The sequence below is a fragment of the Psychrobacter piechaudii genome (assembly GCF_900162825.1).
Lineage (GTDB): Bacteria > Pseudomonadota > Gammaproteobacteria > Pseudomonadales > Moraxellaceae > Psychrobacter > Psychrobacter piechaudii.
In genome coordinates, this window is record NZ_FUGE01000132.1 from 1 (window position 1) to 13,082 (window position 13,082).

13 protein-coding genes and 1 pseudogene are annotated in these 13,082 nt (G+C 43.5%); 9 read left to right on the forward strand and 5 right to left on the reverse strand.

Features of this window, described 5'->3' with window-relative positions:
- Positions 1 to 82 (forward strand): annotated as a pseudogene (locus tag A1019T_RS13660) (RNA-guided endonuclease TnpB family protein); the annotation flags it as partial.
- 97 nt (positions 83 to 179) lie between these two features.
- Entirely contained in the window at positions 180 to 917 is a 738-nt protein-coding gene (locus A1019T_RS07280; RefSeq protein WP_077451064.1) for a hypothetical protein, read from the forward strand.
- 25 nt (positions 918 to 942) lie between these two features.
- On the opposite strand, the gene hemJ is transcribed toward A1019T_RS07280, so the two are convergent.
- From hemJ to serB, 5 genes are all read right to left on the reverse strand, one after another.
- A complete protein-coding gene (gene hemJ / locus A1019T_RS07285) occupies positions 943 to 1,377 on the reverse strand; it encodes a protoporphyrinogen oxidase HemJ (protein WP_077451065.1) in 435 nt (144 codons plus the stop codon).
- Positions 1,378 to 1,461: 84 nt separating this feature from the next.
- Positions 1,462 to 2,550: a biotin synthase BioB gene (gene bioB, locus A1019T_RS07290; protein ID WP_077451066.1), complete on the reverse strand. Its 1,089-nt coding sequence runs from the start codon at positions 2,548 to 2,550 to the stop codon at positions 1,462 to 1,464.
- 260 nt (positions 2,551 to 2,810) lie between these two features.
- Positions 2,811 to 3,317 carry a hypothetical protein gene (locus A1019T_RS07295; RefSeq protein WP_077451067.1) on the reverse strand — a complete coding sequence of 169 codons (507 nt, stop codon included), beginning with the start codon at positions 3,315 to 3,317 and terminating at the stop codon, positions 2,811 to 2,813.
- Between the two features lie 384 nt (positions 3,318 to 3,701).
- Complete coding sequence (aciT, locus tag A1019T_RS07300; protein WP_077451068.1) at positions 3,702 to 4,148, reverse strand: AciT family ciprofloxacin tolerance protein; 447 nt, start codon at positions 4,146 to 4,148, stop codon at positions 3,702 to 3,704.
- Between the two features lie 416 nt (positions 4,149 to 4,564).
- The gene (gene serB, locus A1019T_RS07305; RefSeq protein ID WP_077451069.1) at positions 4,565 to 5,869 is read right to left on the reverse strand and encodes a phosphoserine phosphatase SerB; all 1,305 of its coding nucleotides are present in this window, start codon (positions 5,867 to 5,869) and stop codon (positions 4,565 to 4,567) included.
- 97 nt (positions 5,870 to 5,966) lie between these two features.
- On the opposite strand from serB, the gene A1019T_RS07310 reads away from it, so the two are divergent.
- The 7 genes from A1019T_RS07310 to A1019T_RS07340 all read left to right on the forward strand — a co-directional run.
- Entirely contained in the window at positions 5,967 to 7,427 is a 1,461-nt protein-coding gene (locus tag A1019T_RS07310; protein ID WP_077451070.1) for a hypothetical protein, read from the forward strand.
- Between the two features lie 175 nt (positions 7,428 to 7,602).
- Complete coding sequence (locus A1019T_RS07315; protein WP_077451071.1) at positions 7,603 to 7,854, forward strand: PA3496 family putative envelope integrity protein; 252 nt, start codon at positions 7,603 to 7,605, stop codon at positions 7,852 to 7,854.
- Positions 7,855 to 8,057: 203 nt separating this feature from the next.
- On the forward strand, positions 8,058 to 8,609 hold the full coding sequence (locus A1019T_RS07320) for a YecA/YgfB family protein (protein WP_077451072.1): 552 nt from the start codon (positions 8,058 to 8,060) through the stop codon (positions 8,607 to 8,609).
- A gap of 3 nt (positions 8,610 to 8,612) precedes the next feature.
- Positions 8,613 to 9,059 (forward strand): YbjQ family protein, encoded by a 447-nt coding sequence (locus A1019T_RS07325; RefSeq protein WP_077451073.1) that lies wholly within the window; start codon positions 8,613 to 8,615, stop codon positions 9,057 to 9,059.
- Positions 9,060 to 9,114: 55 nt separating this feature from the next.
- A complete protein-coding gene (locus tag A1019T_RS07330; RefSeq protein ID WP_077451074.1) occupies positions 9,115 to 9,606 on the forward strand; it encodes a YbjQ family protein in 492 nt (163 codons plus the stop codon).
- Between the two features lie 133 nt (positions 9,607 to 9,739).
- Positions 9,740 to 12,670 carry a valine--tRNA ligase gene (locus tag A1019T_RS07335; RefSeq protein WP_077451075.1) on the forward strand — a complete coding sequence of 977 codons (2,931 nt, stop codon included), beginning with the start codon at positions 9,740 to 9,742 and terminating at the stop codon, positions 12,668 to 12,670.
- A gap of 148 nt (positions 12,671 to 12,818) precedes the next feature.
- The coding region (locus A1019T_RS07340; protein ID WP_143514050.1) for a helix-turn-helix domain-containing protein at positions 12,819 to 13,082 on the forward strand (264 nt) is incomplete at its 3' end.

The following is a 13,082-nucleotide window of genomic DNA, read 5'->3' on the forward strand; positions in this document are numbered from 1 at the left end:
GCATGATAGAGATATCAATGCTGCTAAGAACATCCTTGCGGTCGGGCTTGACCGTCTAGCTGTAGGAATCCCCTCGGTTTAGCGAGGGGAGGAAGTCAAATTGGGGATATTAACCATTAGGTAGATATGAGAAATTAAGTAATTACCTGAAATATTGGCTTGCTATTAAGGAGGGATACATGGATGTGTCCACTTTCGAAATGATGCTCTCTAGAAAAAAAGCCCAGTTTTCTAATGCTAAAAACCGCCTAGGTGGTCACTGTCGTCACAGCTTAAAGTTGATAGCTAATAAGAGCTTGCCTTTGATTACTGCCGTGTCGTTAGGACTCCTACCAAACTCACTGCTACACGCTGATGATTTGGCCGATCTTATTCGCCAAAAGAGCCAGAATTTCAGTCAATATAGTCCTATGAAGGGTTATGGCGCTGCCCCTATTTTTGGCTCACCGGCAACAGCAAGTTTTTATCAAAACTATGCTTCTGCCCCCAACATTAAAGCTGAGCATATAGACACATTGTACCGAGCTGAGCAAGGATCGGTAGGAGCGAGTCAACAAGTGCTACGCACCGTACGCCAAATGGCACTAGATAATAAAGAGATTATCAAAGGCTCTTGCTGGGATTATCTAAATGCAGCTTTTAACAGAGCAGGGGTAAGCAAAGAGACAGTATTTAAAGGCGAGTATCCGTACGGTCCTTTTATCGATACCAATGAAATAAGACCGGGAGATTGGCTGTATTATATCAACCATGGCTACAATGATATTGAGCACAGTGGTCTGTTTGTGGGATGGCTTAATCGGGAGAATAATGAGGCGTTGATCTTAAGTTATGCGGGTGAAAGTCGCAATGAGCCAGCCCGTTATAAGGTATACGATGTCTCGCATACCTATAACGTGATGCGCCCAAGCTTATAAGTTTAATAGGGGTGCTTGACTGAACTTAAAAAGGTTTGACGATCACCAATGCCACCACTGCTATTAAAATAAGTACTGGTACCTCATTGAACCAGCGCCAAAAGACGTGGCTTTTGTAGTTGGGGTCTTCAATCAGCTTATTGCGATAAATACCACAAAGGCCATGATAAGCGGACAATAAAACCACTAGCAGTAACTTAACATGCAGCCAGCCTTGAGTTTTATAAGCTTCCCACCCCAAGACCAACATCCATAACCCAAAAATCCAAGTGGCAATCATCGAGGGGGTCATAATCCCCCGAAAAAGCTTACGCTCCATAATGACAAAGCGGTCTTGACTCACTTTATCCTCGCTCATGGCGTGGTAAACAAACAATCTGGGTAAATAGAATATAGCCGCGAACCAGCACACCATAGAGATGACGTGGGCTGCTTTTATCCAGTTAAAATAATCTACCATGGTTATTATCCCAGTTAAGTTACTGATTTAGTTATGGATATGAATTTAATTATAGGGTTTTTCAACCCTCAAACGTGGTCTTTTTTAAACCTGGCTCTTTTGGCCACTTAGAGCATCGATAACCGTTAACGCAGGTTTTGGCGCCATCGGTTTTAGTCCCAACTGATTCATCAGTCTGTCATCATTGGATTGACTGGCGTTACCTGTGGTCAACAGCTTATCCCCATAAAAGAAGGAGTTAGCACCGGCCATAAAGGCCAAGGCCTGCTCAGCATCAGACAAGCTTTCACGTCCCGCCGACAGACGAACATAGCTGCTAGGACAGCAAATGCGAGTTACAGCGATGGTGCGAATCCACTCGAGCACTGGTAATTGCCCCTCACTGAGCACTTTATCGCCCAGAGGTGTGCCCTTAATGGGCACCAATAGGTTGACAGGGATAGACTCTGGTGGCAGTGGCATGCTGGCCAATTGGTGCACCCAATCAATACGGTCCTCTCGGCTCTCCCCCATACCGACAATACTACCACTACAGACGTTAATACCAGAGCGGCGCACATGATCAATAGTCTGCAGGCGGTCATCATAGCTACGGGTAGTCACTACTTCATCATAATAGCGACGCGAGGTATCTAAGTTGTGATTATAGTAATCGAGTCCGGCGTCTGCCAGCTGCTGTGATTGCTCAGCGTTTAACATGCCCAAGGTCATACAGGTCTCTAACCCCAAAGCTTTGACCTCTTTGATTAAGGTGGCAATATAAGGCATGTCCTTATCACTAGGGTGTTTCCATGCTGCACCCATGCAAAAACGAGATGAGCCTGAAGCCTTTGCTTTTTTAGCGGCTGCTATTACTTTCTCAACTTGCAATAGCTTTTCTGCCTCTAGCCCAGTTTTGTCGCGATAATGACCAGACTGAGAGCAGTAGCCACAGTCCTCAGGGCAGTTTCCGGTTTTAATAGACAACAAAGTACTAACTTGGACCTCATTGGCATTAAAATGCTGACGATGCACGTTTTGTGCTTTTAACAATAAATCCATAAAGGGCATTTCAAACAGCGACTCAATGTAGTCTCGGCTAATTTTAGTCGAGTTTTGAAGATCTGTTATGGCTGTTATTTCGTTATTACCCTCGACATGGGTATTGATACCAGGGTGAACCAAGGTGCTCATGTGACAATCCTTTGTAAAATAGCAACGTGTAGTAATGTAATGAAGTTGGGCTAATTTAATTAGCTGCGTTACTTCTCAAGTCGCTTTATTATTAGCATGAATTTTATAATTGGCTTAATTGTATCATTTAATGGTAGCTATTCAGAGTAACAAAAATGCCTAAGTAGCATAAACCACTTAGGCATTGAGTAAAAGTTTAAAGGCTTTTAATTTATTTCATTCCAAGTAAACAATAAACCTAAAATAAAGGGCAATTTATTTCACTTAGAAAGTTTTTGTTTTGCTAAGCTGATGGCTTGTGTGGCTAAGCTTTGGGCTTTTTCAGTTAGCGGGCGAGCTTTTTCTAATAGAGGCTTAAGCTCTTCTGGCACCGCTGGAACGATATGTTTGGCCAGTTGGTTAAACCACATCAACAGACTGTAATCGCCTTCCATTTTAAGCTCTTTGTCTTGAATGGCCGTCATGAAAGCGGCTACGTCACCGCCGGTTAATAGCTTAACGCCAGTCATTGAGTCTTTAAAGTCGATACGTAGGCTTGGCTCATTTGCTTTACCAGCATATTGCTGAAAAGTACCTTCATCAAATACATAATAGCGAGCAATACCGTCAGCTTCGCTACCAAGCTCGATCGATACTTTACGACCTTCTAAGATTTGCTGAATATTGGGGTCATCACTTTTGGCTAACATAGATAAGCGGTAGCCAACCACGGCCAATAAAGCGTCTAAAGGATTGGCTTTGATATTTAATACAGGCACAGTAAACATAATTAAGTCCAGATAAAAAGAGAGGGATTAAGTAGCTTATAAAGCCACAATATAAATATATCGCTATTGTAATCCATATTATTGTCAATTTATATGGCCAGTTGTAAGCGTTTTGCAAGTCTAGGTAAGCTAGTTTGTTGCCAACTTTCTAGCTTAAAAGCACTATCCTAAAAATTACTAGCTTAAAGGTAAGGCCTTAAAAGCTACTGCCATAAAAACAATAACGCCTCATTAAGTTAATGAGGCGTTATGAAGGTATTAATTAAGGATTACGAAAATTTATAAGGTTTTGGTTGTTTGTTATTAGATAAATTAGTGAGTTGGACTTTTTATTATTGGGTTGTTATTGGCTTCAGTTAATTAATTTGAATTAATGGGTCTAACTTAATTGCGAAAGCGTGGTTTGTAATTGTTATAAATAGGGGTATGTTCAATATACTTATCTTTCGGGGTGCGTGCTTTAACGGCTGCCGCAACGGGCGCAGTACGGCGACTTAATGATTCAACCCCAGTTTTTTGAGTTTCCATAGTAGCGACAAACTGCTTATAGCGGTAGCCTAAATAAGAGCCTGCCACAGCAATAGTAAGTAGAACAGCTGTTAGATAGCCATAACCACTGCTCATTGAGGTGACATTAACCACGACTGATTGGATGCCCTCGATTAATACCCAATAACCCATACCGCCAAGTAAGTAACCCAACAGATAGCGACGACCAGATAGGTAAGTGGCTAATATGCCTACAGCGAGAAGCATATAACCTAAAGTAGACCAATTAAAAGTGCCAGATAGCCCAGGCGTGCTGGTGGCTATAGTGGTAAAAGTTGCCATGTAATTTGCCTCGTGAACGGTCAACAGGTACAACACAAAGCTGTGTGTAAGAAGTCGAATGTTGCGATTGGTTGATAGTTATTATGCCGATGTTTTTTTAAAATACAAAGAATAACTAGAGAACTTACGACAATCATTGTCGTTTAGTTTTGGCAAAAATTTGACACCCTCGTCTAGACTAGAGGGGGCTTAATACTCACAAAAAAAGATAAAAAAAGATAAATAATTTATTTTGTAAATATTTTTCAGGGTAACCCAACAAGCTAACTTTTTTGCAAATTATCGGGGTTAGAACACCCATTCAAAAAATAGCAAATAAAAAAGTCAGACTCTATAGCCACTAGTAGCAGGAATAGAATCTGACTTTACGCTAACCATAATATTGCTGGAGACTATATGATTACTGTTATTAACGATTATAGTAGGTCTTGAGCGGCATAGCCTAAAACGTATAGTACGCCTTCAAGCCCTGTGGCATTAATAGCGGCATCTGCACGCGCACGCACGATAGGCTTAGCATGATAAGCCACGCCTAAATCGGCAAGGGCCATCATAGACAAGTCATTGGCGCCATCACCGACACAAATAACTTGAGCGGTACTGATGTTCATGCGATTTGCCACTTGCTGAACCAAAGCAGCCTTACGCTCACCATTAACAATAGGCAGGTTTACATTGCCGGTGACTACACCTTCTTCAATATCTAAGTCGTTGGCATGCACCTCATCGATGCCAAGCTCTTTAGCAATGCGCTCAGCGAAATAAGTAAAGCCGCCAGAGACCAAGACGGTGTGATAGTCCAAAGACTTCAGAGTAGCGATAAGGGTGCGTGCTCCAGCAGACAAGGTGAGCTGTTGTTGAATCTCATCTAAAGCATCGGTAGACAATCCCTCTAGTAGGGCCACTCGCTCACTAAAAGAGGTATCAAAGTCTATCTCACCGCGCATCGCTGACTCAGTAATTTCTCTGACTTGATCGCCAATGTTGGCGTGTTTTGCCAACTCCACAATTACTTCTTGTTCAATTAAGGTAGAGTCCATGTCAAATACCGCGACACGGTGGGGGCGCAACATTTTTGCCAAAGACACAATATGACAGTCAATGGCCGCATCACCGCCTAGGTTATGGGTGATCGGCAGGGTTTCAATAAATTGACGCAAATGTGCGGTAATGCCGTCATCAAGCAGACGCGCGGCCGCTGATTTCTTACCGGGCTGCATGATGGCAGTGTCTGCCGGCATTAAGATGTAGCGGTAGGTAAACACAGGGGTCAAGCGGTCACTACCGGTACTGTCCTGTAGACTATCGGTACTACGAACTACTTTAATAATTTGCCATAATGGATTTTGGGCCGCCCAATCAGCGATATGAGCCTCGAAAGCCGCCTTTTTATCCTCTCCAGTTTCTACAGGTAATAAAGCCTGCTTTTGTACCACAACTGACAGCGCAAATACCGGCAGATCTTCTAACTGTTCAATAAGGCTCAAAGAGATTTTGCCGTTTTCTTGGGTCTCTTCTGCAAAATCCACGTCGTCAAAGCGTAAGTGGCTTGGCAATAAGTCGTTGGCTTTTTGTAAGGCAGTAATCCAAGCTTTTAAGTGCGCAGTCATGCCTGAACCGAAGTGGGCGAAGTTTGCAGTGGCATTGCTCAAGGATACAGAGGTGTCTTGAGAAGCCAAAATCGCATTATTTTGGTAGTTAGTTGTAGTATTTTTTGTCATGGTGAGCTAAGCCCCTTGTAAGCGTAAGCAAGATTAGGAATAATAGAGCGTGCCCAAGACGGGACACCCCTACCTACTAACAAAAGTTTAGCATAACATGACCTATTTAGCGCCACGGCAAGGCTTGTTTGCCATAATTATTCTCATCAGCTTTTTTATTCAGACCACATTGCTGTTAATTAGCACCAATCAGCAGCTTGATGAGCTTAAAATGCAAACGGGCGAAAGAATGCTTGTTCAACTGATTGACGAAGTAAAACTGCCTTTATTGAGTAAAGATAAAGTGAGCTTAAGTGTTTTAACGGGACGATATACCAGTGAAAACACAGTCGCCAGTTTAACGGTAAAAGACATTGATGATCAGGTCTTAATCCAAACCGGCGAAGCTCAACTTTTAGAAGGTAAAACCATGAGTCGTCAAGTCATTATGGGTGATACCGTGATTGGTACCGTCAATATGACTTTACGCGATACGGGTAATGGTGAGATTATTGCCTCACAGTGGATATTCATCTTGGGATCGTTTATTACCCATCTGCTGATTTGGCTGTTATACGGCTACGTGGCACGTCCTACCCGTGAACAATTGGCAGCGCTTAGTCGGGATGTACAGGATTACTTGATTACTCAAAACCAAGGTCAGGGAAGGGGCCGAGTAGCACTGCAACGTCAAGATTCTGAGTCATCAGATGAGACTCGTCCTGCAGATGGACTAAGCATCCACCAAGCGCTGGGAAATTATATTAAGACTCAGCAAGAGGGGGCTGAAGGGGGTGATCCTAATGCTAAACACTCAGAACAAACGGCTGCAGACAATACAGGGAACTCTCAGCGAGACATTTTAACCAAAATAGATGATAATGCCGCTGGCAAGACAGAGAGTGAAGCAGCAGATGCCGAGAATACAGAGACACGAGCCGCAACGACTGAGACTGAAGCTAAGCCGCAATCTTTGATGGCCAATAGACCCATTGAAGTGGCGACTGTGAAAATTCGCTTTTATGACCCTAACTCTTTATTGAGTGCATTAGCGTTTGAAAAATCAGAGCCTTACTTTGCCCTGTGTACTCAGCTGTTGCAGCGCACGATTGATGAGCTGATAAAACAACCGATTTTATTTGGAATTAAACTAAATAATAAACCGGTGTTTGATGAGAACGGGGCAACGGTTGAATTTTTGGCAACCACTAGCCATAGTAGGGCAGGACTGGCCGCAATTATGTTGGCCAAAGCTTATGTCATGCTAAATGAAGTCACTTATATCAAGCATCGTGAATTACAACGTTTTGCTTTACAGGTAGTCGCTGGGGTAAGTGACCAGGCTACCAGTGAAAAAATGGAGCAATTGTTGATTAACAATGCAAGAGCAGGGGATATCCTTGCCTTGCTGCCCGTAGAGGGAATCAAACAGTTGCGTGGTTATATCCAGTTGAACAGTTTGAAAAACCCAACTACGGTTTATGAGCGTGATTGTGCGTCCTTAGAAGGGGTGAACGATTCGATGATGCAGCGTTTGATCGATGTTCGTGATGCAGTGCTACTTTCGGCTCTAAATTAAATTTGCCATTACCTATTAACTTAATGGGCTAACTTAATTAAACTAGCGTTTTTATGAATATAGGTATAGGTTGTTGATAATGGCTAAAAATTATCAACTAGTAATCAGTTAAAGGTAACCCACTACATTTAATGGGTCAGATCAAACCAGACCATTAACATAAGAGGATGATGAAATGAGTGATAATGATCTTGATGATTTCGATGATGAAAACTTTGAAGATGATGATGACGCAAAAAAAGTGGACGAAGCAGAAGCGGAAGCGGCACGCTTAACCAGTTTAGAAAAACGTCGTCTAATCGATAACATGTTAGAAGAAAAACGCTTGGCTCGTGAGCTAAGAGATGGTTTTGATGATGATTTTGACGACTTCGATGACGAAGACTTTGATGATGAAGACTTCGATAACGAAGCTGAAGATGAATAATATAGGCGGTTAGCCCCATGCTGACCGCTGCCCTTTTTTACCTACTAAGTTTTTTCTAAATAATTTAGTGGGAGAATAAACACATCTACTGTTCATTCACACCACATTCTATTTGCCACGTCCCGCTATTTCTAGCGTCAACTGTTATTAGCGCCAAAAAAATATCCTGCAACCTTTTCAAATTAAAAATAAATGAGAATACTATGACTTTAGAAGAGTTACAAAACTTCCTGGATTCTGACGCCAATGCCCATGGGCTAGACAGTGTGGCCACTCACGGATTTTTGACTGCAACCATAGTCGGCAAGCCTTTACCGAATTGGTTATCCCTATTGTTTGAGGGTCAAGACTCTAAGGTCAGTGCTGAGGTAAAAGTAGCTATTAAAGAATGGCGTGCGGAGTTGTTAGAGGACTTACAAAGCGAAGAAGGTATCGCCTTACCGTTAGAGATTGATGAAGACTCAGGGGAAATGGATTTTTCGCCAGAATCTGAATTAACCGCTTGGTCTATTGGTTTCGTTGATGCCATGTACGGCGATGAAAACGTAGACTGGTTTAGCGATGAAGAAAGCTCCGAAGATGTGGCCATGCTAACCTTACCGATGATGGTATTTAGCGGTATTGATACGGTCGACGGTGAGGAAGATGAAGATTTAGCGGCCATTCGCCGTGACGATGATGCATTGGCACAGATGGCCAATAGCATTGAAGGCAACCTAAGCGAGCTGTTTTTATTATTTAATACTGAAGAGTAAAACATGAGCATACAACTGTCTAATCTTGAACACCTGCCAGGCTATATCATAACCGAGCGATTGGATGTGGTATATGGCAGCACCGTACGCTCAAAGCATGTCGGGAAAGATATCTTTGCCAGCCTAAAAAATATTGTTGGTGGCGAATTGACTGCTTATACCGAATTGCTGGAAGAGTCGCGTCAAGAGGCGATAGATCGTATGTTGGTAAAGGCGGAAGCGTTGGGTGCTGATGCTGTTGTGGGCATTAGGTTTTCTACTTCGAGTATTGCGCAAGGCGCCTCTGAGTTATTTGTCTATGGCACCGCGGTTAGAGCTATTCCTGATAGGGATACTGCCTTCAATAATCCCACAGCGCCTACGGCCAATCCTTATAGCGAGCCTTTTACCGCTGCCCCTCAAGCGACGCAGGTTCCCCCCTTGCCACCGGAAGGCACGAAAAACCAATGACTTTGAGCCAGAGAGAAGGTTTAATCGACATCACTTACTATAAGGGTCTACAGTAATGGATGTGGTGTTAGATTTTCTGTTTAATAATATTGTTTTTATTGGCTTGTTTTTTGTGGGCTGGATATTTGGCCGTCTTAATGAGGGTGATCATATTAAATATCTTGATGTGGCCGAAAAAGAATTGGGCCATATTGTTGTCTCAAGTGAGCGCTTTTATCAGCCTAAAATCAGCGATGGTACCCAAGGTGTACTGGTAATGGGCAGCGTGGTTATTGCCCAAGACTTCTTTAAAATGATTATCGCCCGTTTGTTAAGCGTATTTGGCAAAAACCTCACCACCTATGAGACCTTATTAGAGCGGGCCCGCCGTGAAGCTGTGCTGCGTATGAAATTAGAAGCTCAGTTTTTGGGCTATAATCAAGTTTACGGCTTAAGGCTAGAAGTGACCAGTATCAATCTGACGGGCAGTATGGTCGAAGCCATTGCTTATGGCACTGCCGTATATAGTGTGGACAACCCTCGAGTTCCGCCACCTCTACCTATGTAGCCTTCTTGCGCTTACACATTTGGTTTTACCATCTAACAAAATTGCGCCATCTGCGTTAAAATCAGGGTATCGCATTCATTTATATTTTGTGTTTTATTTAAACATCCATCATTAACCATAAGACGTTTCTATTATGAGCAATCAAAATTTGACGGCATCTATCCAATCAGCATTAAAACAATTAGAAAATGCGTATAACCCAGGCGAAGTCGAAAAAGGCATGTATCAAGACTGGGAAGAAAAGGGCTACTTTAAGCCGACATACGACAGCGATGAGTCATTTTCTATTGCCTTGCCACCGCCGAACGTGACCGGTAGCCTGCATATGGGTCATGGTTTTAATAATGCCATTATGGATTCGTTAACCCGTTACCATCGTATGCTGGGTGAGAACACTTTGTGGCAGCCAGGTACTGACCACGCTGGTATCGCTACTCAGATGGTGGTTGAGCGTCGTCTAAATGCCGAGGGCATCAAGCGTACTGACCTTAGCCGTGAAGACTTTATCGATAAGGTTTGGGAGTGGAAAGAAGAGTCGGGCGGTAACATTACCCGTCAGATTCGTCGTCTAGGCTCATCGGTTGACTGGTCACGTGAGCGTTTTACCATGGATGAAGGCTTATCCAAAGCGGTAAAAGAAGTGTTTGTGCGTTTGCATGAAGATGGGCTTATTTATCGCGGTAAACGTCTGGTCAACTGGGACCCTAAGTTCCAAACTGCCTTGTCTGACCTAGAAGTTGAAAACCATGACGAAAAAGGCTCATTGTGGCATTTCCGTTATTACTTCACCGACAAATCCGTTAAGACTCAAGACGGTAAAGACTATGTAGTGGTAGCAACCACCCGTCCTGAAACCTTATTAGGCGATACAGCGGTTGCGGTAAACCCGAAAGATGAGCGCTACGCACACCTAGTGGGCAAAACCATTACCTTGCCCATTACTGGTCGTGAAGTGCCGATTGTGGCTGATGATTATGTTGATGTTGAGTTCGGTACCGGTGTGGTTAAAATTACTCCTGCTCACGATTTCAATGACTATGAGCTAGGCCGCCGTCACAACACCCCGCTTATTAATATCTTCGATAAATATGCGCATATCTTGCCAGAAATGGAGATTTACCCTAATCTGCAAACCCGCAATCCTGAGCTTGAAGCTACTCCAGAAGCCTATGCTGGTTTAGATCGTTTTGATGCCCGTAAAAAGTTAGTTGAACAAGCTAAAGATGAGGGCTGGCTAGATCAGATTGAAGACTATGCCTTAAAAGCACCTCGTGGTGACCGCAGTGGTGTTATCGTTGAGCCTTGGCTAACCGACCAATGGTATGTTGCGGTTGAACAGCTTGCTAAGCCCTCGATCGAAGCGGTAGAAGATGGCCGTATTGAGTTTGTACCAGCCCAGTACAAAAACATGTATATGGCTTGGATGACTGACCTACAAGACTGGTGTATCAGCCGTCAGCTATGGTGGGGTCATCGCATTCCTGCTTGGTATGACAATGATGACAATATCTATGTTGCCCGTGATGAAGCCGAAGTTCGTAGCAAATACAATCTAGATGACAGCGTCGAGCTGCGTCAGGATGAAGACGTGCTAGACACTTGGTTTAGCTCAGGCTTATGGACCTTTAGTACCCTAGGCTGGGGCGATAGCTCTGATGATAAGCGAGTACTTGAGACTTTCCACCCAACTAGCGTGTTAGTGACTGGCTTCGACATCATTTTCTTCTGGGTGGCCCGAATGATTATGCTGACCATGCACTTTATGAAGAATGAAGATGGTACGCCACAAGTTCCATTCAAGACGGTATACGTCCATGGTCTAGTGCGTGACAGCCATGGTCAGAAGATGTCGAAGTCCAAAGGTAACGTGCTAGATCCTATCGACTTAATCGATGGTATCGACTTAGAAACCCTGGTCGAAAAACGTACCAGCAACATGATGAATCCGAAAGATGCAGCTAAGATTGAGAAGCAAACCCGTAAAGAGTTCCCAGAAGGGATTCCTGCATATGGTACGGATGCACTACGCTTCACCTTTACCTCTTTAGCCAGCACCGGTCGTGACATTAACTTTGATCTAAAACGTGTAGAAGGCTATCGTAACTTCTGTAATAAAATCTGGAACGCTAGCCGTTTCGTATTGATGAACTGTGTCGACAAAGAAGGTAACGCTCTACCTATCGATACAGCAGCCAATGCAGACGTATGGGAACTGCCAGAAAAATGGATTATGAGCCGCCTAAACTCAACGATTGCCAATATCCATCAGCATTATCAGCAGTATCGCTTGGATATGGTCAGCCATGATATCTATGAGTTTATCTGGAACGAATATTGCGACTGGTATGTGGAGCTTGCCAAAGCCAGCCTGAACGACGACTCAGTATCAGAGCAACGTAAAGCGCAAATCCGTTATGTGTTATTGCATGTGTTAGAGACGGCGCTACGTTTTGCGCACCCAATGATGCCGTATCTGACCGAAGAGATTTGGCAGACTATTGCTCCGTTATTAGATCGCAAAAATAGCGACAGCATCATGGTGGTTAAGTTCCCAGAAATGGACAAGGCTCAAGTAAATGCTCAAGTTGAAGACGACATGACATGGTTGCAAGAGCTTATCGCTGGCGTGCGTAATATTCGCGGTGAGATGAAGCTAGGTAACGCGGTGCGTCTGCCTGTGCTACTTGAGAACATCACTGAGGAGCAACTAGAGCGTCTAAACCGTATCGAAAACCAGTTCAAAGCACTGGCCAAAGTAGAAAGCTTAACCATCTTAAAACAAGGTGACGAAGTGCCATTATCGTCATCAAGTATGGTCGGTAAACTGCGTGTATTGGTTCCAATGAAAGGTCTGATTGACCCAACGGCTGAACTTAATCGTCTGGCCAAATCACAAGAGAAGTTGCAGAAGCAAGCAGAAGGCATCGCTCGTAAGCTTGGTAATGAAGGTTTTGTGAGTAAAGCCCCTGCGCAAGTCGTCGAGGCGGAGAAGGCGAAGTTAGAAGAGCTAGAAGGTCAGCTTAAGGTAATGAGCGAGCAGATGGAGCAGTTAAAAGCACTTTAATGCTTTGTAATTTAACGTGATACAGAAAACCACCCAACATTGGGTGGTTTTTTTATGGGTCTTAATCAAGCTCTCAACTTTTTTCTACTTATACCAATTCCACAAAATAATATACAATATAACCAACTCAACAACATAATAGAATCATATGCCGAAAAAAACCCCTAGAAACCATAAACTCACAGACCACGATTTTCTGCAATTATCTAAAACAGAAGGCAGTGCCAGAGCGCGAATCAGACTACTCATGCTGCATCAACTGAGTCAAGGTCATCCTATAGCGACCGTAGCAGAGAACTTTGGCTATAACCCTAGAAGCGTCTATACCATAAGAAGGAAATACTGGTTGCATGGTATCACTAGTGTCTATGACGCAGCTGGCAGAGGCAGAAAGAGTCTTTTAGCAGAAAAA